The sequence below is a fragment of the Chromobacterium sp. CCUG 30098 genome (genome assembly GCF_059916605.1).
Window position 1 is genome coordinate 521,183 of the sequence record NZ_JAUCGS010000002.1, and the last position, 20,052, is coordinate 541,234.

A 20,052-nucleotide genomic window follows, 5' to 3' on the forward strand; every position below is an offset into this window, starting at 1 on the left:
CATCGAACGGCAAGGGCCGCCTCAACCCGCCCTTGCGGCGATGGCGGCCTGCCCTACTCCTCCAGCGCCTCCTCGCGCGGCAGCAGCTCGCGCAATAAGCGCCGGATCAGGGCCAGCTCCTCGGAGCGGTCCCCGCGCCGCGCGCTCATGATCAGCGGCGAGGCCAGGCCTTCGTCCGTCAGCGGCCGGTACACCACGTCGTCGCGGCGCAGCCTCAGCACGCTGGCCGGCACCACGCACACCCCCATGCCGGCGGCCACCAGGCCCAGCGCGGTTTGCAGTTCTCGCACTTCCAGCGCGTAAGCCGGCTCCAGCGCGCGCTGGCGGAAAGCGGCCAGCACCTGATCGGCGTAGCTGGGCCGCGGCTGGCGCGGATAGATCAGCACCGTTTCCTCCGCCGCGTCGCGCAGGCGCAAGGGCCCTTCGCGCCGCGCCAGCGGGTGCTCCAGCGGCAAGGCCAGCCACAAGGGCTCCTCGGCCAGCACTTCGCGCTCCAGCGCCGGGTCGTCGAACAAGAGCCGGCCGAAGCCCACGTCGATGCGGCCGGCCTTCAGGGCCTCCACCTGCTCCAAGGACGTCATTTCCAGCAAGGACAGCTCGGTGTCGACATGGATGGCGCGGAAGCGGCGTATCACCTCCGGCAAGGGCCGGTACAAGGTGGAGCCGACATACCCTATCACCAGTTGCCGGCGCGCCAGCGCGATCTTGCGCGTCATCGCGCGCATGCCCTGGGCCTGGGCCAGCAGATTGCGCGCCTGGGCGTAGAAGAAGCGGCCGGCCTCGGTCAGTTGCAAGGGCCGCGCGCCGCGGTCCAGCAGCAATAGGCCCAGTTCCTCCTCCAGTTGCTGGATCTGCCGGCTTAGCGGCGGCTGGGCGATGTGCAGCCGTTCCGCCGCGCGGGTGAAGTTGAGCTCTTCGGCGACGGCGACGAAGTAGCGCAGATGGCGCAATTCCATTCAATACCTCACAGGTATGGAAGCAGACGAAAACGGTGTTGGACCCGCGGTTCCACAGGCTTGCATGATATCCGAAACCACGGGAGCGCAATCTTGATACCTGATACCGCGATAGACACGGTGGAGACCATTCTGGTCGATCTGCCCACCATCCGCCCGCACCAGTTGTCGGTGGCCACCCTGCGCGGCCAGACGCTGGCCCTGGTCCGCATCCGCTGCCGCGACGGACAAGAAGGCTGGGGCGAAGCCACCACCATAGGCGGGCTGCAATACGGAGAAGAAAGCCCGGAAAGCGTCAAGACCAATATCGACTGCTACCTGGCGCCGCTGCTGCTGGGCGAGGACGCCCGCGACTTCGGCCGCCTGCTGGGCAAGCTGCGCCGCGGCGCCCGCGGCAACCGTTTCGCCAAGTGCGCGCTGGAAACCGCCTTGCTGGACATCCAGGCGCGGCGGCTGGAGGTGCCGTTGAGCGAGCTGCTGGGCGGCCGGGTGCGCGACAGCCTGCCGGTGGCCTGGACCCTGGCCAGCGGCGACACCGGCCGCGACATCGCCGAGGCCGAGGCCATGCTGGAGCGGCGCCGCCACCGCGCGTTCAAGCTGAAGATAGGCTTGCGCGCGCCGGAAGACGACGTGGCCCATGTGCTGGCGATACGCCGCGCGCTGGACGGCCGCGCCGGCGTGCGCGTCGACGTCAACCAGGCCTGGAGCGAGATGCAGGCCGAGCGCGCCATCGCCCGGCTGCAGGACGGCGGCGTGGAGCTGATCGAACAGCCGGTGCCGCGCGAACACCCGGCGGCGCTGGCCCGGCTGGCGCGGCGCTTCGAGGTGCCCATCATGGCGGACGAATCCCTGCACGGCCCGGCGGACGCCAATCAGCTGGCGCGCCTGGACGCCGCCGATGTGTTCGCCGTCAAGATCGCCCAATCCGGCGGCCTGTTCGCCGCGCGCCAGGTGGCCGAGATCGCCGCCGTCAACGGCCTGGGCCTCTACGGCGGCACCATGCTGGAAGGCGGCATCGGCACCATCGCCTCGGCCCAGTTGTTCTCCACCTTCGAGCGGCTGGACTGGGGCAGCGAGTTGTTCGGCCCGCTGCTGCTGACCGAGGAATTGCTGAGCGAGCCGCTCTGCTACCGCGATTTCGAACTGCAACTGCCGTCCGGCCCCGGCCTGGGCGTGCGCCCGGACCCGGACAAGCTGGCGGCCCTGCGTCGCGACCGGACCGCGCCGCGCCTGCACGCGGTCTGACACCCGACCTCCCAAGGAGACCACCATGCTGTTTCATGTGGAAATGCAAGTACAACTGCCGCACGACCTGGACCCGGAGCGGGCGGCGGCCTTGAAGCTGGACGAGCGCGAACGCGCGCAAGCGCTGCAACGCAGCGGCCAATGGCGCCATCTATGGAGGCTCAGCGGCCAGTACGCCAACATCAGCGTGTTCGACGTCGCCGACGCCGAAGAACTGCACCAATTGCTGTCCAGCCTGCCGCTCTTCCCCTTCATGCGCATCGAGGTCCGGCCCTTGAACCGGCATCCGTCCAGCATCCACGCCGACGACCGCTAGGCGCCCGCTTTAGCGGTCCACTGCGACGGCGGCAAAACACAAGACCCCCGCCCCGCCCGTCAACAAAGGAGAAACACCATGGAACGCGCCGAAATCGACGCCCTGCTGCAACGCTTCGACCAAACCGCCACCGAGCAGGCCAATCCGCGCACCCGCGCCATCGTCAATCATCTGATGCGCGAGCTGTGCTACGCGATCGAGGACTTCGACATCCAGCCGTCGGAGTTCTGGAGCGCGGTGGAGCTGTTGGCCGACGCCGGCCGCAGCGGCGAGCTGGGCCTGATCGTGCCCGGTCTCGGGCTGGAACACTTCCTGGACCTGCGCGCCGACGAGGCCGAACGCAAGGCCGGCCTGCTCGGCGGCACGCCGCGCACCATAGAAGGGCCGCTCTACGTGGCCGGCGCGCCGCTGTGCGAATGCGAGGCGCGGCTGGACGACGGCAAGGACGACGGCGAGCCCTTGTTCATGCGCGGCCAGGTGCGGGACGACGCCGGCCGGCCGGTGCCGCACGCGCTGGTGGAGGTATGGCACGCCAACAGCCTGGGCAATTACTCCTACTTCGACAAAACCCAGAGCGATTTCAACCTGCGCCGCGGCATCCGCGCCGACGAGCAAGGCCGCTACCGCTTCCGCAGCATCATGCCCTGTGGCTACAGCGTGCCGCCGGGCGGCGCCACCGACCGTCTGCTGCGGCAGCTGGGCCGTCACGGCCACCGTCCGGCCCACGTGCATTTCTTCGTGTCCGCGCCGGGCTTCCGCAAGCTGACCACCCAGATCAACATCCAGGACGATCCGCATCTGTGGGACGACTTCGCCTTCGGCACCCGCGACGGGCTGGTGCCGGACGTCCAGCGCGTCAGCGCGCCGGAGGAACTGCGCCAGAGCGGCGTGGGCAAGCCTTTCGCCCGCATCGAGTTCAACTTCACCCTGCACCGCGAAGCGGCTCCGGCCCCCTCCACCGAGGTCAGCCGCGCCCGCGCCCAGGCCTGATGGACCAAGGCTGATGGACTGATTGAAACCGCGGCCCTCCGCCCGGCGCGGCGGGCCCGCCGGAACGCAGAACCTGTTCAAGGACATTACGATGAGCACAACCTTCCGCACCACGGCGCAATGGCGCAGCTTCGTCGGCGGCTGCCTGGACTTCCGCCCGGACGACGGCGTCTACCGCATCGCCCGCGACATGTTCACCGACGCTCAGCTGTTCGAGCTGGAGATGGAGCTGATCTTCGAGAAAGTCTGGATCTACGCCTGTCACGAAAGCGAAATCGCCGAGCCCAACGACTTCATCACCCTGCAGGCCGGCCGCCAGCCGCTGATCGTCAGCCGCGACGCCAACGGCGGCCTGCACGCGCTGGTCAACGCCTGCCAGCACCGCGGCGCCACCCTGGTGCGCCAGTGCAAGGGCAATCAATCCACCTTCACCTGCCCCTTCCACGCCTGGTGCTACAAGAACGACGGCCGCCTGCTCAAGGTCAAGGCCCCGGGCGAATACCCGGCGGACTTCGACAAGGCCGGCCGATCGCTGAAACAGGCGCGCGTCGCCAGCTACAAGGGCTTCGTCTTCGTCAGCCTGGACGCGGACGGCGCGGACGCGCTGGAAGACTATCTGGGCGACGCCAAGGTCTTTTTCGACATGATGGTGGCGCAATCCCCCAGCGGCGAGCTGGAAGTGCTGCCCGGCAAATCCAGCTACACCTACGACGGCAACTGGAAGCTGCAAAACGAAAACGGCCTGGACGGCTACCACGTCAGCACCGTGCATTACAACTACGTGGCCACGGTGCAGCACCGCCAGGAAGTCAGCCGCCAGCAAGGCGAGGCGCAGGCCGCCACGCTGGACTACAGCAAGCTGGGCGCCGGCGACGCCGCCACCGACGACGGCTGGTTCTCCTTCCCCAACGGCCACAGTCTGCTGTTCAGCGACATGCCCAACCCCGCGGTGCGGCCCGGCTACGCCGGCATCATGCCGCGGCTGGTGGCCGAACACGGCCAGGCCAAGGCGGAATGGATGATGCACCGGCTGCGCAATCTCAACATCTACCCCAGCCTGTTCTTCATGGACCAGATCAGCTCCCAGCTGCGCATCATCCGCCCGCTGGCCTGGAACAAGACCCTGGTGCAAAGCCAATGCCTGGGCGTCAAGGGCGAATCCGCCGCCGACCGCGAAAACCGCATCCGCCAGTTCGAGGACTTCTTCAATGTGTCCGGCATGGGCACGCCGGACGATCTGACCGAGTTCTGCGAGGCCCAGCGCGGCTTCCAGGGGCGGCTGGAGCGCTGGAGCGACATCTCGCGCGGCCACCCGCGCTGGCAGACCGGCGCCACGCCCAATAGCCTGACCCTGGGCATCCGCCCCTGCCTGACCGGAACCGAAATCACCCATGAGGGCCTGTACGTCAACCAGCACAGCGCCTGGCGGCAATGCCTGCTGCAAGGGCTGGAGCGGCGCGCCGCCGCCGAGGAGGCCGAGCAATGAATATCGAACTGCATTATCAGGTGGAGCAGTTCCTCTACCGCCACGCCGAGCGCTGCGACAGCCAGGACTGGGACGCCTACCTGGCCGATTACGCACCGGACTGCGAATACCACGTGCCGCAATGGGACGCCGAGCATGTGTACACCACCGACCCCAAGCGCGAGATGTCGCTGATCTACTACGCCAGCCGCGCCGGCCTGGAAGACCGGGTATTCCGCATCCGCACCGGCAAATCCGCCGCCTGCAACCCGATGCCGCGCACCTTGCACCAGTTGGCCAATCTCCGCGTGGAACGCGGCGCGGACGGGCTGGTGGAGGCGCGCGTCAACTGGGCCACCTTCTACACCCGCTTTGGCGAGACCCGCTATTTTTACGGCCGCGCCGCGTACACGCTGGCGCGAAACGGCGACGGCTGGCTGATCCGGCGTCAGCATGTGCTCTTGCTGAACGATACCGTCAACGCGGTGTTGGACTTCTACCATCTTTGAATCGGAAAGCGCCGATATGCATCAAGTGGCTTTGAATTTTCTCGATGGCAGAACGCTATTTCTGGAAGCGCGGCCGGGGGAATTGCTGCTGGACGCCGCGCTGCGCCAGGGCATCAAGATCCCGATGGACTGCCGCGAGGGCGTATGCGCCACCTGCCGCGGCCGCTGCGACCGCGGCGATTACAGCCAGGACTATGTCGACCCCGAGGCGCTGTCCGCGGAGGAATTGGCGGAACGCAGCGTGCTGTCCTGCCAGACCCGGGTGCTGTCGGACGCGGCCTTTTCCTTCGACTTCGACTCCAGCCTGTGCCGCGGCGCGCCGGCCGCCCGTCTCAGCGCCGTGGTCAGCCGGGTGGAGCCGGTGTCGGACAGCTGCGCCGTGCTGTGCCTGGACGCCTCCGCCGCAGAAGGCGCGCTGTCCTTCCTGCCCGGCCAGTACGCCAGGCTGCGCGTGCCCGGCGGCGAGCAGTGGCGCGCCTATTCCTTCGCCCACGCCCCCGGCGCGGACAAGCAGCTGCGCTTTCTGGTGCGGCTGCTGCCGGACGGCGCGATGAGCAATTATCTGCGCGACGGCTGGCGGGCCGGCGACCGCATCGAGCTGGAGGCGCCGCTGGGCAGCTTCTATCTGCGCCACATCGACAAGCCGGTGCTGATGCTGGCCGGCGGCACCGGCCTGTCCGCCTTTCTCGGCATGCTGGATCAATTGGCGGAACAAGGCGGCTGCGGCCAGCCGGTGACGCTGTATTACGGCGTCAACCGCGAAGGCGATCTGTGCGAGCTGCCGCGCTTGCGCGGCCTGGCCGAACGGCTGCCCGGCTTTGTCTGGCATCCGGTGGTGACGGCGCCGGGAGAGAATTGGAGCGGCAAGCGCGGGCTGATCCCGGATCATCTGGACGCGGACGCGCTGCGCGCGCGGGCCGCCGACATCTATCTCTGCGGCCCGCCGCCGATGGTGGACGCGATGCGCGACTGGCTGCGCCGTCACGGCTGCGAGCGCCTCAAGCTCTATCTGGAGAAGTTCGCCGACAGCGGCGGCTAAGCCGTAGTCCATTGAATCCGCTACGCGGATGATGATTTGCATTGCCGGGGCTGCCCGGCGGGCAGGAAGGGGAATTTGCTCGGCCAAATTCCCCTTCACCCCAAAGGCCGCCCTGCAAACCTGGCCTACGGTTTCCCGCCGGTTCCCGTCAGGCCCGAGGCGCGGCTGAACTCGCGATTTGCTAACGTCAAATCGCTCAAACAGGGCAGCCGCTTAAGACCTCGGGCCTGCCACCCGACGGCAGGCTTGAAGGGACCGGGGCACATCGGACAAGTTGCCTCCTGCGTATCCAACAACGCGCTAGCACAACAAAAGATCGCTGCCGGTTCCCAAGTCCAAACTCGCCCTGATCCAGGGCCCGCCTTTATTTACGCATGAAGGGCGCGAAGAAGGCTTCCGGCATTTCCGTGGGGAAGCCCTTGGCGTCGCTGGGGCGCAGGTCGGACATGTCCGGCTGGAAGTCGTAAGTCTTCTGCCGGCGCTGCTGGTCCTGGTGCACCGCCACCTGCTTGTCCACCGCGGACTTGATCGCCGTCATGTGATCCAGCATCTGACGGCCCACGTCCTGCACATTGCCTATCATATTGCTGGCGTTGCTGCCGGAGGCGGTGGACATGCCTGGCACCGAGTTCATGAACGGCTCCGCCATGGAGCCGCCGGCGCTCTGGCCGTACTGGTGGGCGGCGCTGCACGCCTTGAGGATTTCCGCCGGGTTGATCATGTTTTCTGCGGCCTTGGTCATGGTGTTTCCTTTCAGTGGGTCATGGAATGAAGCAAACGGCGGCAATGCTGCCCGGGACCGGCCGCGCCGGCCCCGGAGCCGTTGTCAGCCGCCTTGCGGACAACGGAAGGACTGGATCAGCCCGGACCACAGCGGCGACGGCGAGGACAGCGACTGCCACTCGATGCGCACCGAACCCAGGCTGCCCTGGTACAGACGCTCGCGGCGGTCCGCGGTCCCGCCCACGCCGCGGCCGGCGTCGAAGAAACGGAACAGCGCCCACGGCCCGTCGTATTGCAGGGTGTTGACCCGGCCGTCCACCGACTTCATCTGCAGCCGTATCGCCAGCTTCTGGCTCTGGCCGTTCCAGTCGATGCGCTGCGGCGTGGTGGCGCCGTGGGCGAAGCGCAGGGTCTGGCCGGCCAGATCCAGTTGCACCTCGGCCAATTGCGGGTCCATGTCCAGGAAGCGCAAGACCGTGGGCACGCGCAAGCGTCCGCCGTCGTCCAGCATCGCGTCGCGGATGCGGCTGGCGCTCTCGTAAGCGCCTATCACGTCCGGGCTCAGCAGCGCCTGCTTGCCGCCGTCCACGCTGCGCGCCTTCCACGGCGTGACCGAGGTGTCGACATAGGCGGCCAGGTGCTCGCGGAAATACACCGCCATCGCGCCCTGCGGCGCGAACAGCCGCTCAAAACCTTCCACGCTGGCGTCCGCGCCGGCGCCGCGGCGGAAGGGATAGCGTCCGGTCAGGCCCTGGTCGCAGGCGCTGCGCGTGGCGCCGGCCGCCCCCTTGTTGAGCACCGCCTGGGTCTGGCTGGAAGTGGCGGCGCTGCCGTTGTTGATCAGGTCCAGCATGATGCCGCGCACCGGTTCCGGCTGCAGGCCGGCGTCGCCGCGCAGCTTGGTGAACACATCGTATTGTGCCGGCAGCACCTGGCCGGTTTGCAGCGCGCCGTTGACCAGGCCCAGCTGGCGGTACAGCGAATCGAACAGCCGCGCCAGCGGATTGCTGCCGCTGTTGTCGTTCCTCTCCAATTGCTTGGCGATCTGGCGCAAGGACTGGAAGTGCTCCTCCACCGCGTGTTCCGGCAGCAAGGTGGTCCGGTAGCGCTCGCCGTTGATCTCGCCCACCAGCGAGCGGCGGCTTTTCTCCAGCCGCGCCTTCTGGCGGTCTATCCAGCTATCCATGCCGCCGTCGTAGTTGCCGGTCAGCATGGTTTCGCGTCCGGCGAAGCGCAGCAGATTGGCCAGCGGGGACTGCGAGTTCATCATCGACGCCGCCAGTTGCGCGGCGTCGTCCAGGCCGGTGACGGAGCGCACGCTGACATTGGCCAGAAAGCTTTGCCAGGCGGTGATGTAGTCCTGCAGATACTGGTTGCGGGCACTGTCGGCCAGCTTCTGCACCAGGCTGTCGATTTCAAAGCCGTTGCCGCGCAGCGGTTCGTTGCGCAGCACCCAGCTCTGCTCCTCCAGCATGGCGCGGGCGCTGGTTTCCAGCCGCGGCAGGAAGGCGTCGACATAGCCGGCGCGGGTGTACCAGCCGGAAACGGCGCTGTCGGTGTCCGGCACGTTGTTGCGCATGCGCAAGCTCATCGCGGAGCCGAAGCCGGCCGCGCGCGCCAGCGAGATGTCCTGAATCTGCGCCGGCAGGCCCTGCTCCCGCACATGGTTGAGCACCCGGGTCACCACCGGAATCTGCGAGGCGCGGGCGCGGGCCGTCTGCACCAGATTGGCGTCCTCCGGCGCCGCCGGCAGGCCGGGCAGCGCGATCAGCGCGCGCGCGTCGGCGATCAGCATGCGCCGGTCCTCGTCGTTGTACTGGCCTTCGGACAACGCCTCCCAGCGCCCGGCGATCCAGCGCTCCACCGCGTCGGCGGAGCGGTATTGCGGCCGGCACAGCATCAAGTAAACCTTGAGCGTCAGGAAGATGTCGCCGGGGCTGCCCTCGGTCTGCGCCAGCAAGGTGCGTTTCACCTCGTTGTACAGCTCCGGCATCAGCGTTTTCTGCAGATGGCGGTGATAGGTGGCGGTGGCGGTTTCGGCCACGCGGCGGTGCTCGAAATACGGGGTTCTCATCCCGCGTTCGGCGCTTTCCGCCTGAGCCTGGGCGTAACGCATCTGCGCGGCCACCGCCAGCAGCGGCGATCCGGCGCTGGGCGCGCTGCCGGCCTGTTCCCGCGCCAGCGTCTTGCCCTCGCTGAACTGGGCCCAGACGTATTCCAGATAGTTGCGCTCGGCGAAATAGCCCCAGGCCACCCAGACCAGCAGGCCCAGCGCCAAGGCCGGCAAGGCCGCCCAGCGCAGCGCGTTCAGCAAGCGGCGCTTGCGCGAGGGCGGCGCGGGCGGGGCCGGCCTTTCCCGCGCCTGGCGTTCGGCCGCGGTCAGGTTCTGCTCCATCAACTGCCGTTCCACCGCCACCTGGCGCAGCAAGGGCGTCCACAGCTCGCCCAGCGGCCGCGTCGCCGGTTCCGGTCCGTCGATTTCGATGTCGGCCACTTCCGCCACCGAGCCCAGCCACAGGCCGCGCAGATGAGCCGCGTCCTCGTCGCCGTCGCGGGCGAACAGCGGCGGCAGCAGGCCCTGCAAGGCCTGGCGCAGCCGGCCCAGCGCCTCCACGAAGCGCAGCTGGGCGTGGTTGGCCTCCACCTCGCCGGCCAGGGGCGCGGCGAACTGCACCTGGCGCTGCACTCTTTGCTCCAGGCTGTGCAAGGCCGGCGCCCAGGCGCCGGCGGCGTCCGCGCCGGCTTCCAGCGGCAGCGGGAAGCCGATGCCGCGCGCCCATCGCTCCGGCCGCATCTGGTTCAGCATCGCCAGCGCGCCGTCCAGCCGGTCCGCCCCGGTCAGGGCCAGGTAAACATTGGGGGTGCGGCCCAGGCCGTCGCGCAGCTTGAGCAGGCGCTGGCGCAAGGTGGCGGCCATTTGCTGACGGCGTTTGGACGCCATCGCGATCAAATCGTCGCCGCCCACGCACAGCACCACGCCGCTGACGCTGAGCTGGTCGCGCAGGGCCGCCAAGCCGGCCAGCAGCTTGTCCCAGGCGGCGGAGGCCTCTTGGTCATAGCCCTCGCCGACATTCCACTGGCCCTGGGTGTCCAGCCACACCGCGTCCGAAGACAGGCGGAAATCCAGGCCCAGGCCCTGCCCTATCGCCGTCGCCGGCGCCGCGCCGTCGCGCAGCGTCCAGGACAGCAGGCTGCTTTTGCCGCTGCCGGCGGCGCCCAAGAGCAGATAGCACGGCAGCGGCGCGCCGCCGCGGCGGCTCAGCTGGCGTTCCAGTTGCTGCAAGGTGTCGCTGATATAGTCCGGCGGGCCGGGGTCCGGCTCCGGTTCCGGCGCGGGCTTGGGCGCGCGTCGGAAGGCGCGCGGCGCGGCGGTCAGCCGGCCCCACAGCCAGCTCAGCAGCGGCCAAAAGCCCCAGATCAGCGCCGCCGCCACCAGGATGTGCCGCAGCAAGGCCCAGCCCAGCGGCCGGTAGACGCCGATGGAGATCAGCGGGCCTATCCACCAGATCGCCAGCGCGATCAAAAGCGCGATCAAGACGCGCATGCTTTGCCGGATCATGGTTGTTGCTCCTTATAGCCGGGCTCCAGCGGGCTGGGGCCGTTGGCGATGCCGACGCCCGGGGCCAACGCCAGCGGGGCCGGCGTCTGAGCGTTTTGACCGGGCGACGGGGCGGCGGCCGCCGCGCCCTTGGCCGCGTCCGCCACTTTCCACAACACGTCGACGCGACGGTTGCGCTCATAGGCGGCCGGCGTTTGCGCCGCGTCCAGCGGCGCGCTGTCGCCGCGGCCGGAGGAATCGATGCGCCGCGCCACCGCGTTGTCGGGCGCTTGCGCGCCGCCGGGAATCGCGGTCTGGCGCAGGGTGTCCGCCACCGAGCGCGCGCGCGCCTCGGACAGGCGCTGATTGCTGGGGAAGGCGCTGGTCTGGATCGGCTGGCGGTCGGTATGGCCTATCACCTCCAGATCGCCCGGCCACGGCGCGAAAGCCTGGCCCAGCCGTTCGATGTTTTTCTGGAAGGACGCCCTCACCTCGGCCTTGCCCACGTCGAAGGCGCCGTCGCTGCGGAAGACCAGCAGCCAGCCTTGCGGATGCTTATAGGCCACCAGCCAGCCTTCGGACAGCAGCTGCGGCAGCGGCGGCGGCAAGGTGGTGGCCAGATTGATGCTGCGCAAGGGCGGGGTCCAGGCCGCCAGCGCTTCGCGTATCGGCCGGCCCAGCAGGTCCAGGCTGATATTGGCCGCGCCGTAGGCCAGCGCCACCACGCCCAGCGCGATGGCGCCGCCGCGCAGCGGGGTCAGCCAGCGCTGGCGCGGCGGGGCTTCGGGTTCCGGCGGCGGCGGGGGCGGCGGCGGCGCGATCAATTCCGCGCCCAGCGGCTCCGGCTCCCGCTGGCGCCAGATCGCCGCGTGCAGCTGCGAGCGCAAGTCCTGCAGCAGCGCCTCGCCGCGATCCAGCACCCGGTAACGGCCTTGCCAGCCCAGGGCCAGCACCAGTTCGTACAGCTCCAGCAAGGGGGTGGGCGACGGCTCGTGGCGCAGCCAGCGCTGCAGGTCGGCGAAGGCGTCTTCCCCGCCCCAGGCGTCGTCGTGGAACTCCACCAGCAGGCTGCGCTCGCCGTCGTAGGGCTGTTGGCCGGCGCCGCGCGCCGCGTCGTTGCAGACCTCGTCCAGATAGGTGCACAGCAGGTAGGAGGCGTCCTGGGCCTGTTGCCACTCGCAGCCGGAGGCCGCCAGGCGTTCGCGGTAGAGCTTGAGTTCCAGGCCCAGCTGCGCGCGGATCTGCGCCTGGCTCTCCGCCGCGCCGCCTTGCAGCCGCTGCAATTGCAGCACCGCGGGCAAGGCGTGGGAGATGAAGGGATTGTCCCATTGCGCCTGTTGCAGGCCGGCCTTGAGCAGGCCGCCGCGCGCGCCGGAGCGCTGATAGATCACCGGCGCGTCGTCGGGCTCGGCCTGCGCCCTGCCCGCGCCCGCCGTCGGCGGCGCGGCGGGCGGCAGCGCCAGCGGCAAGGCGTCCAGCGTCTCAGGCTCCGGCTGGGCGTCCAGCGTGGACACTTGCTGGCCCGGCATCAGCAGCGGCAGGTTTTCCAGCCGGCTGCGCATCGCGCCTTCCAGCATGCCGCTGTTCAGGTGCGCGGTGGAGGCCCGGCGAAAGATGGAGGAAAAATTATGCAGCAGATTCATTTAGGTTCACTCTTTCGGCTATTGGGTTTTGAACCTATTTTACGGTCCCGCGAGCACGCGCTGCAGGCTGCAAACTGGTTCTAAGCAACCTTGCCTTCGCGCAGCCCCCAGGCCTCAAACCTCAAGTCCTGGAAGTCCCCGACGATGCGCAGCGCCAGCGCCGAGCCGGCGAAGGCCTGCGCCCAGAACGGGTCGCTGGATTCCACTTCGAAATACACGCTCTGCGCGTAGTACGGCACCTGGCGCGGCGGATTGGGCGCGGGGATCAGGCGCGCGCCCGGCAATTGCAGGTCCACCAGTTTCTGGATCTGCTCCACCGCGCCCAGCTTGGCCTGCTGCGGCAGCAATTGGCGCAGCTTGTCCGCCGGCATCGCCGCGGAGAAGGCGAACACCATCTTCTGCAGCTTCCACTGGCGGTCCACCACGCAGACGTGGACCTGGTCGCCGCGGTCCTCGAACTTCAGCGGCAGCACCGGGGTTTCGATCACCCTGGCCAGCGCGTAGCGCAAGGTGGCCGCCAGCGGCTCGAACCCGGCTTGCAGGTCGTTGTGCTGATAGACGAACTGCCGCTCGGCCAGGGCCTCGTCCACGCCGGGCAGCACGCTGAGGCGGCCCAACAGGCCGATCAGCTCCTGGAACAACAAGGCCGGCGGCAACGGGTCGAAGGCGTCCAGGTGGGCCAGCCGCATCCGGTATTCGGCGATGCCCTGGCGCAGCATCAGCTCCACCAGATCGGCCAGGCCGCCGCCGGCGGACAGCAGGCGCAAGCCGGCGCTGCCGGCCAGCCGCACTTGCAGCGTGCTTTGCAATTCCTCGATCAGCGCGCGCAGCGTCTGGTGGGCGCGGCTGTCCAGCAGCGGCGGGATGAAGCGCGGGTCCAGCAGCAGGGTCAGCGCGCTGCTGCGCCCGGCCACCCGGGCGAAGGGCAAGGCGGTTTCATCGGCGCGCAATTGCGATTGCCAGCACAGCCGCGTCATCATGCGGCCGGTTTCCAGCGTCAGCCGCCGCGGCGAGCCCGGCGCGTCCAGGCCCACGCTGAGATCGGGCACTTCGGTGGCGGCGGCGTGGTAGCGCGCGGCGGCCGGCGCGTCGCCGAAGGCCATTTCCGGGCCGCCGCAGCCGGCGGCCGGCAAAGCCAGGCAGGCGATGTCGCCGGCCTGGGCCTCCGAGGTGTCCAGCGGCGCCGGCAAGGGGTCGTGTGCCGGCAGCGCGAACGGGGTGCCGTCCGGCAGCACGCCTTCGGCGGCGCGCAGGCCCAGCCGGCCCAGGCCCAGGCCGTCGCTGTCCACGTCCAGCCGGAAAAAGCCCCAGCCGTGGTTGGAGGTCTGGCGCATCCGCAGGCCGAACTGATGGGCCAGATGGCGTTCCTGCTGCTGAAAATGCTGGGTTTCTATCAACATGCCGTCGCTCCAGGCGACGGGTCCTACCGGCAAAGCGCTCATGGGCTTTCCTCCAGATGGGCGATGGGCGCCTTGCGCGTTTTGCGCCAAGGCTTGCGGCCGGGCTTGGCCGGCGGCGGCGACGCGGCGGGCGCCGCCGCGGAGGCGTCCGCCGGCAAGGGGGCGGGCCGCAGCGCGTCGACGATGCGGCTGCGCTCCAGCAGCACCGCCAGATGGATCAGCTGGCGGCCGTCCACCCGGATGCGCAGCGGCGCGTAGCCGGGCGGCTTGCTGGCGAAGTCCGCGTCCGCCAGCAGCCAGACCGGGTCCGAGCCGGAGGCCGGCAGCAGCACTTGCTGCACCTGATTGGGCGCCACCACGTGGCGGGATTCGGCCGCCACTTCGCGGCCGCGCTGGGCGCAGCTGGAATCCTCCAGCCCGGCCGGCGGCAGCCAGTTGGCCTCCCGCACCACGTACAGGCAGACCTGCACCGGCCGCGGGCCGCCGCCGCTGTTGTTCAGCTGGCCGCCGCCCACCAGGGTGACGTGCAGCTGGCGCGGCCCCTCGTCGCTCCGCGAGGAGAACAGCGAGGAGCAGCCCGCCAGGCCGGCCAGCGCGCACAGCAGCAGCGCGCGCCGGACAAAGGAGAAGGAGGTCATTAGCTCAAGGTCATGGTGATGGTCTGAGAAGGAGCCACCGTCTGCCCGGCGGTGTTCTGGTTATTGGGCAGATTGGTGTCGGTCAGCCGCGTCTGCGGCGCGCCCTGGATCAGCACCTTGCCGGAGCCGGTCACGTGGCGGGACAACGCCGCCACGGTGCCGGAAGCCACGCCGCCCATCGAACCGCCCTCGTCGCCGTGGGTCATCGGGATGATGGTGTTGAGGTTGTGCACCGGGCCGCCGGCGTAAATGATGGTCGGCACATTGGGCACCGCCTCCGGCTTGTTGGCGATATTGGCGTAGGTGGACGGAATCCCCAGCGGCGGGGTCTTGCAGACGTCGGAGGCCGCCAGGGCCATGCCGCCCGCGGAACAATTGGCGAACATCGCGATTCTCCTCAAGCTACGTGGATCTGGCCGGCGTCCAGCTTCAACAGCGAAGCCGAACTCAGCGCCGTGCTCTTGGCGTGCAGCCCCATGTGGCGGTCCGCGTGCAGCAGCAGGCTGCCGCAGTGCGCGGCGTCGGTGCCGCCGATATGGGTCTGCCGCTCCTGTGCCGCGGTGGCGATGGCCTGGGCGCGGCTGTTGAGCTGCCGGCCGTTCAGGCTCAGTTCGCCGTCGGCGCACAGATGCAGTTCGGCGGCGTGCAGCTGCACGCTGGCCGCGCCCAGTTCCAGCCGGCAGACGCCGCCCGGCTGCGGGCGCTCCAGCACGGCCAGCACCCAGCACCCCTCTTCCGACGCCGCCAATTGCACCAGATCGCCGCGCTGCGGCCTCACCAGGCAGCTGAAGGCGGCGCGCGCCTGGCGCAGCGCGCCGGTCGGCAGCCGGACCAGCCATTCGCCGTCTCCCTCGCCTTGCGCGCACACCCGCGCCGGCAGCCATTCCTGGCTGGGGCGCGGCGTCGGCGCGGCCACGCGCAGCGCGCGCAGCACCGGATCGGATTCGGCCGGGGTTTCAGCCCAGGCCAGGGCGCTCTCTTGCATCCATGTCATCATGCGGCTCCTCTAGGTCCGGGCTGCGCCTGTTGCCGCCAGGCCCGGTCTTGCTCAAGTTTGCTATCGTCGAACAACGCGCCGGCGGTGTCCGCCGCGCTCCATGCGCCGCGCGGCTGGCCTATCAGCCTGCCGCCGCGGCAATCGCAGCCGGACAGCTTCACCGACTGCAGCGCGGCGCCGCTGGCGTCCAGCCCGCGCAAATTGGCGCCGGACAGATTGACCTGTTCCAGCCGCGCCTGCCGCAGCGACAGCCGCGGCGCGCTCAATTGCTCGAAGGCGCAGTCCTCCAGCCGCGCGCCGTCGAACAGGGCCTGCTCCAGATCGGCCTCGCGCGCTTGCACCCGCCGCAGCCGGGCCTGGTCGAAACTGGCGCCGGCAAGACGGCTGGCGCGGATGGCGCCGCCGTTCCAGACGCTGTGCGACCAGGCCGCCTGGCGCAGCTCGCAGTGGTCCAGCGCCATATGCTCCAGCTCGCAATCTATCCAGCGCGCGTTCAGGCCCCGGCAGGCGCTCAGCGCCACGCGCCGCGCCCGGCTCTGGCCGTGGATGAAGTTGCGCAGCTCCGCGCCTTCCACGCTGAAACCGTCCAGCTGATTGCGGATCCAGGCGCTGTCCGACCAGTGCCCGCCCTGCAACTGCCACTCGCGCAGCCGGCAATCGACGAAGGAGCCGTGCGCGCTGTGCACATCGCTCAGCCGCCAATCGGCCGCGTCCAGCCCCACGCAGGAAAAGTCGCGCTGCCGCCCGCCGCGCCACTGGGCCCCGGACGCGCTCACCCGCTGCCAGCCCACCCGTTCCAGCTCGCATTCGTCCCAAACGCAGTCGATGAACTGGCTGTCGGCGCAGCCCAGCTCGCGCCAGACGCAGCGTTCGAAACGGTTGGCCTCGAAACGGCAGTTGACGAAGCGGACCTCCTCGAAGCGGCACCGCTGCCAGTGAACGCCTTCGAAACGGCAGTCGATGTAGACGGCGCGGTTCAGCGCCGCCGCCGGCGGCGCGTCGAAACGCAGCCCCTCCACCACCGCCGGCAACTGCCCGGCCAGCTCCCGCAAGACCTCCTCTCCCGCCGCGCTCATGGCGCCCTCCTCGGCCAGTCTTGGCGTCCGGTTTCCAGATTGCCTCTCCAGCCGCCGCCGGACGGCGGCCGCATCCAGGCGGTTTTGGCGTCGATCAGATTGCAGCCCTCCATCCGGCTGTCCTCCAGGCTTGCGCCGTAGAACAGCGCGTCCTTCAAGGCGCAGGCCTCGAAGCGGGCGCGCGTCAGATCGGCGTGGGTGGCGTTGAGGCCGTCCAGCGCGCAGCCCCGCCACAGCGAATCCGGCGCCCGCAGCCGCTGAGCGTGCAATTGCGGGCAGGCGCAGTGCTCCATCCGCAGCTGCGCCGCGTCCAGTTCCTGCCAGCTGCACGACAGCAGTTCGCAGTCTTCCAGCCGCGCCTGGCGCAGCGAGCTGCCGTGCGACACCACGCCGAAGCGTTGCTGGCAGCGCTGCCAGACGCTGGCGGACAGATCGGTGTCCAGCGCGCTGAACTTCAGCAGCCGGCATTGCCGCCAGCCGCTGCGCGGCAGCTGGCATTCCACCAGCCCCAGGCCGTCGGCCTGCAGTCCGGTGAAGCGCCAGTCCTCGGCGCGCACCCGGCACCAATTGACCTGATCCCAGCGCAGCTGGCCGATCCGGCCGCCGGCGCCGCCCTCGCCCTGCACGGTGACCGCGCGCCAGGCGCCGCCGTTGACCGCGATGTCGTCCAGCCGGCAATCCTCTATGCCCAGCTGCGCCAGCTCCACGCCGTTCCAGACGCTGGCGCCCAGATTGCAGCGGTTCAAGCCGCCGCCGCTCCAGCGCACCGCTTCCAGCACGGCGCCGGCCAGCGAGCAATCGACGAACTGCACCTGCTCCAGCCGGCATTGCCGCCAGCGGCCGTGATCCAGCTTGCAGCGTTCGAAGCGGACCTGGTTCAGTTCGCGGCCGTCGATGACCAGGCCGCTCAGATCGGCGTCGCGTATGGTCAGCTCGCTCCAGGGGCCGCGCTCGCTTTGCAGCCGCGCGCGCCAGTCTTCCTCGTCGGCCGCCGCCTGCGGCAGACCGGCCAAGGCGTTTTCATTGGCGCGGACAAAGGACTGCAGCCGGCTTTGCGCCGCCTGCGCCTCGCGCAAATCCTCGCGGCTCTGCTCCAGCCGCGCGCGGATCTCGGCGCGATCGCGCGGCGGCGGCGCGAAGCGCGGATGGTCGGCGGAGTCCAGGATCTGCTCCCAGACCCAGCCGCGCGCGGGGTCCGGCATCAGCGCGTGATCGGCCAGCAAGAGCGGGTCCTGGTCGTCCAGCCGCGCGCGGCGCTCGGCGAAGGCGGCCAGCTCCGCCGGCCGCTCCGGCTCGGCGGCGTCCTTGAAGCCCAGCGCCAGCCGACCGACGCTGTCGTCCAGCACGTAATCCAGCGGCAGGAAGCCGTTCCACCACATCACGCCCAGATCCGCGTCCGGCAGCAGCCATACGGTTTGCAGCCTCAGTTCCGGGCGCTCGTCCAGCGGGCCGTCGCCGCGCCCGGCCAGCAGCAGCGGCCGCAGGGCCGGCAAGCGGCCCTGAAGCTCGCCGCCGCGAAAACCGCTGAGCGCGTACGGCGCTTGCGCCGGCCAGCAAGCCTGCTCCGACCATTGGTCCGGCGCCGCCTGCTGGAAGAAGCGCAGATCGGTGGCCGCCGGCCAGCCCATATGGCTGCCGTCCTCCGCCATCGCCTGCGGCGAGCCGGCGAAGCGCGGCTGCCATTGGCGGCGTTCCGGCCAGTCGCTGCCCAGCGGCCCCATCGCCGCCAGCGGCGCCGGGCTCACGCTCAGGCCGCGGACCCGTTGCAAGGGCGGCGCCGCGTGGCGTTGGCCGAACGGGTTTTCGCCCTGCAGGCCGGCGGCGGCCTGACGCGGGTCCAGCGCCAGGCTGGCCTCGGCGCGGCCGCCGTCCACGCGCGGCCGCGCCCGGCAACTCGCGATCTTGCGCACGCCGCCCAGCTCGGCCTCGGCCAGCCAGTCCAGCGCGCCGGCGCCGGCCGCCGGGCCGCGATAATGCGCGCTGCCCAGCAACAGCCATTCGGCGCGCAGCTTGGGCATGGCCGGCTCGAACAGCGGCAGCGCCGGCTCCGCGGCCTTGATCGCCTCCCAGCACGCGGCCTCGTGCGCCAGGATGAAGGGATCGCTCAGGCGGAAGCCGACGCCGACGCCGACGCGCAACATGGCTTGAGCGCCGATCTGGGTGCGCGACGAGGACACGAGCGCCGCCTGGGGTTTGATATGACGCAAGGGCATCAGCTTTTGACCTCCATGCCGACTTTTTTCAGATCCACGCCGGTGTCCGAGTAGGACGCGCCGGTGTAGGAGTATTTGAAACCGGTGGTGGAGTTGCTGAAGCCGGTGCTGCTGACCTCAGACCCCACCGAACTGATGCTGGAACCGGTGGTGGACATCTTGCTGCCCACCGCCTTGGTCTCGGAACCCGTCATCGAGGTATCGCTGCCCACCAACTTGACCGAAGCGCCGGTGGTGGACACCGAACAGCCGGTGACGCCGACGTCGGACCCGGTGGTGGACATCTTGCTGCCGGTCACGCTGGTGGACGAGCCGGTGGTGGACATCGAGGTGCCGGTGATGCTGACCGAGGAACCGGTGTCCGACATCGAGGTACCGGTCACGCTCTTGGAGGTGCCGGTCACCGACATCTTGCTGCCGGTGACGCTGGTGGAGGTGCCGGTATAAGAGGAGGACACCCCGGTCATGCTCTGCGACATGCCGGTGGCCGACACGCTGGTGCCGGTCATCGAGGTGGAAATGCCGGTCATGCCCTGCGAGGTGCCGGTCACCGAGGTGCGCGTGCCGGTCAGGCTGGTGGACACCCCGGTAAAGCTGGTGGACACCCCGGTGAAACCGGTGGAAATGCCGGTGAAGCTGGTGGACACGCCGGTAAAACCGGTGGACACCCCGGTGAAGCCGGTGGAGACGCCGGTAAAGCTGGTGGACACCCCGGTGAAACTGGTGGACAGGCCGGTGAAGCTGGTCGATACCCCGGTGAAGCTGACCGACAGGCCGGTGAAGGACACCGACACCCCGGTGAACTTGATCGACGCGCCGGTGACCGAGGTCGACGTGCCTTTCACATCGATGTTCTGGTCCTGGCCCACCGCCTCCGAGCTGTTGCGCTCGGTGGTCTGCTGCATGTCCCGCTCGGCGTGCACCATCACCCGCTCCGCGCCGCGCTGATCGTCGAAGGTGATCTGACTGGCGTTGCTGTAACGGCCCTGCTTCAAGGAGCGCGTGACCAGACCGGTGTAGCGGATGTCCTTGGGCAGGTCGTAAGGCGTCGGATTGTCGCCGTTGTAGACAATACCGGTGACCATAGGCCGGTCCAGATCGCCGTCCACATAGGTGACCAGCACTTCCTGGCCCACCCGCGGCAGCGCCAGCACGCCCCAGCCCTTGCCGGCCCAGGCTTGCGACACCCGGATCCAGCACGAGGCGTCTTCTTCCTGGGTCTTGTAGCGGTCCCAGTGGAAGTGCACGCGGATGCGGCCCAGCTTGTCGGTATGCACTTCCGCGTCCACCGGCCCCACCACGGT

The 20,052-nt window shown here is 69.4% G+C and carries 17 protein-coding genes; 6 read left to right on the forward strand and 11 right to left on the reverse strand.

What is annotated here, in order from left to right; translation table 11 throughout:
• Nucleotides 1-53 precede the first annotated feature (53 nt).
• Complete coding sequence (locus QUG03_RS08065; RefSeq protein WP_500819806.1) at nt 54-956, reverse strand: LysR family transcriptional regulator; 903 nt, start codon at nt 954-956, stop codon at nt 54-56.
• Nucleotides 957-1,049: 93 nt separating this feature from the next.
• On the opposite strand from QUG03_RS08065, the gene QUG03_RS08070 reads away from it, so the two are divergent.
• The 6 genes from QUG03_RS08070 to antC all read left to right on the forward strand — a co-directional run bounded on the left by QUG03_RS08070 (nt 1,050) and on the right by antC (nt 6,520).
• Entirely contained in the window at nt 1,050-2,201 is a 1,152-nt protein-coding gene (locus QUG03_RS08070) for a muconate/chloromuconate family cycloisomerase (RefSeq protein ID WP_500819807.1), read from the forward strand.
• Nucleotides 2,202-2,226: 25 nt separating this feature from the next.
• Entirely contained in the window at nt 2,227-2,517 is a 291-nt protein-coding gene (gene catC, locus QUG03_RS08075) for a muconolactone Delta-isomerase (protein WP_107800049.1), read from the forward strand.
• Nucleotides 2,518-2,595: 78 nt separating this feature from the next.
• Entirely contained in the window at nt 2,596-3,507 is a 912-nt protein-coding gene (gene catA / locus QUG03_RS08080) for a catechol 1,2-dioxygenase (RefSeq protein WP_500819808.1), read from the forward strand.
• Between the two features lie 91 nt (nt 3,508-3,598).
• Complete coding sequence (gene antA / locus QUG03_RS08085; RefSeq protein ID WP_500819809.1) at nt 3,599-4,993, forward strand: anthranilate 1,2-dioxygenase large subunit; 1,395 nt, start codon at nt 3,599-3,601, stop codon at nt 4,991-4,993.
• Entirely contained in the window at nt 4,990-5,481 is a 492-nt protein-coding gene (antB, locus tag QUG03_RS08090) for an anthranilate 1,2-dioxygenase small subunit (protein ID WP_227108449.1), read from the forward strand. Before antA ends, antB begins: the two co-directional genes overlap by 4 nt.
• A 16-nt stretch (nt 5,482-5,497) precedes the next feature.
• Nucleotides 5,498-6,520: an anthranilate 1,2-dioxygenase electron transfer component AntC gene (gene antC / locus QUG03_RS08095; protein WP_253314352.1), complete on the forward strand. Its 1,023-nt coding sequence runs from the start codon at nt 5,498-5,500 to the stop codon at nt 6,518-6,520.
• Between the two features lie 364 nt (nt 6,521-6,884).
• Here the strand turns inward: antC and QUG03_RS08100 are convergent, their stop codons facing one another.
• From QUG03_RS08100 to QUG03_RS08145, 10 genes are all read right to left on the reverse strand, one after another.
• Complete coding sequence (locus tag QUG03_RS08100; protein ID WP_253314353.1) at nt 6,885-7,262, reverse strand: DUF6277 family protein; 378 nt, start codon at nt 7,260-7,262, stop codon at nt 6,885-6,887.
• 84 nt (nt 7,263-7,346) lie between these two features.
• Nucleotides 7,347-10,802: a type VI secretion system membrane subunit TssM gene (tssM, locus tag QUG03_RS08105; protein ID WP_500819810.1), complete on the reverse strand. Its 3,456-nt coding sequence runs from the start codon at nt 10,800-10,802 to the stop codon at nt 7,347-7,349.
• The gene (gene icmH / locus QUG03_RS08110) at nt 10,799-12,424 is read right to left on the reverse strand and encodes a type IVB secretion system protein IcmH/DotU (RefSeq protein WP_500819811.1); all 1,626 of its coding nucleotides are present in this window, start codon (nt 12,422-12,424) and stop codon (nt 10,799-10,801) included. Before icmH ends, tssM begins: the two co-directional genes overlap by 4 nt.
• 80 nt (nt 12,425-12,504) lie before the next feature.
• A complete protein-coding gene (gene tssK, locus QUG03_RS08115) occupies nt 12,505-13,866 on the reverse strand; it encodes a type VI secretion system baseplate subunit TssK (RefSeq protein ID WP_235088624.1) in 1,362 nt (453 codons plus the stop codon).
• The gene (locus QUG03_RS08120; RefSeq protein WP_107800057.1) at nt 13,863-14,462 is read right to left on the reverse strand and encodes a type VI secretion lipoprotein TssJ; all 600 of its coding nucleotides are present in this window, start codon (nt 14,460-14,462) and stop codon (nt 13,863-13,865) included. Before QUG03_RS08120 ends, tssK begins: the two co-directional genes overlap by 4 nt.
• Nucleotides 14,462-14,848 (reverse strand): DUF4150 domain-containing protein, encoded by a 387-nt coding sequence (locus QUG03_RS08125; RefSeq protein WP_043593253.1) that lies wholly within the window; start codon nt 14,846-14,848, stop codon nt 14,462-14,464. The genes QUG03_RS08120 and QUG03_RS08125 overlap by 1 nt, the downstream gene beginning before the upstream one ends.
• A gap of 11 nt (nt 14,849-14,859) precedes the next feature.
• Entirely contained in the window at nt 14,860-15,456 is a 597-nt protein-coding gene (locus QUG03_RS08130; protein WP_107800058.1) for a DUF3540 domain-containing protein, read from the reverse strand.
• On the reverse strand, nt 15,456-16,535 hold the full coding sequence (locus tag QUG03_RS08135; RefSeq protein WP_500819812.1) for a pentapeptide repeat-containing protein: 1,080 nt from the start codon (nt 16,533-16,535) through the stop codon (nt 15,456-15,458). Before QUG03_RS08135 ends, QUG03_RS08130 begins: the two co-directional genes overlap by 1 nt.
• A complete protein-coding gene (locus tag QUG03_RS08140; protein WP_500819813.1) occupies nt 16,532-18,748 on the reverse strand; it encodes a DUF2169 family type VI secretion system accessory protein in 2,217 nt (738 codons plus the stop codon). Before QUG03_RS08140 ends, QUG03_RS08135 begins: the two co-directional genes overlap by 4 nt.
• Nucleotides 18,748-20,052: type VI secretion system Vgr family protein (locus QUG03_RS08145; RefSeq protein ID WP_500819814.1), on the reverse strand; the 1,305-nt coding region annotated here is incomplete at its 5' end. The genes QUG03_RS08140 and QUG03_RS08145, both read right to left, overlap by 1 nt.

Coding starts and splice junctions, on each gene's coding strand:
- antC (WP_253314352.1), top strand. CDS start 5,498: ATGCATCAAGTGGCTTTGAATTTTCTCGATGGCAGAACGCTATTTCTG.
- icmH (WP_500819811.1), bottom strand. CDS start 12,424: ATGAATCTGCTGCATAATTTTTCCTCCATCTTTCGCCGGGCCTCCACC.
- QUG03_RS08130 (WP_107800058.1), bottom strand. CDS start 15,456: ATGACATGGATGCAAGAGAGCGCCCTGGCCTGGGCTGAAACCCCGGCC.
- QUG03_RS08125 (WP_043593253.1), bottom strand. CDS start 14,848: ATGTTCGCCAATTGTTCCGCGGGCGGCATGGCCCTGGCGGCCTCCGAC.
- QUG03_RS08065 (WP_500819806.1), bottom strand. CDS start 956: ATGGAATTGCGCCATCTGCGCTACTTCGTCGCCGTCGCCGAAGAGCTC.
- tssM (WP_500819810.1), bottom strand. CDS start 10,802: ATGATCCGGCAAAGCATGCGCGTCTTGATCGCGCTTTTGATCGCGCTG.
- catA (WP_500819808.1), top strand. CDS start 2,596: ATGGAACGCGCCGAAATCGACGCCCTGCTGCAACGCTTCGACCAAACC.
- QUG03_RS08140 (WP_500819813.1), bottom strand. CDS start 18,748: ATGCCCTTGCGTCATATCAAACCCCAGGCGGCGCTCGTGTCCTCGTCG.
- tssK (WP_235088624.1), bottom strand. CDS start 13,866: ATGAGCGCTTTGCCGGTAGGACCCGTCGCCTGGAGCGACGGCATGTTG.
- antA (WP_500819809.1), top strand. CDS start 3,599: ATGAGCACAACCTTCCGCACCACGGCGCAATGGCGCAGCTTCGTCGGC.
- QUG03_RS08135 (WP_500819812.1), bottom strand. CDS start 16,535: ATGAGCGCGGCGGGAGAGGAGGTCTTGCGGGAGCTGGCCGGGCAGTTG.
- antB (WP_227108449.1), top strand. CDS start 4,990: ATGAATATCGAACTGCATTATCAGGTGGAGCAGTTCCTCTACCGCCAC.
- catC (WP_107800049.1), top strand. CDS start 2,227: ATGCTGTTTCATGTGGAAATGCAAGTACAACTGCCGCACGACCTGGAC.
- QUG03_RS08120 (WP_107800057.1), bottom strand. CDS start 14,462: ATGACCTCCTTCTCCTTTGTCCGGCGCGCGCTGCTGCTGTGCGCGCTG.
- QUG03_RS08100 (WP_253314353.1), bottom strand. CDS start 7,262: ATGACCAAGGCCGCAGAAAACATGATCAACCCGGCGGAAATCCTCAAG.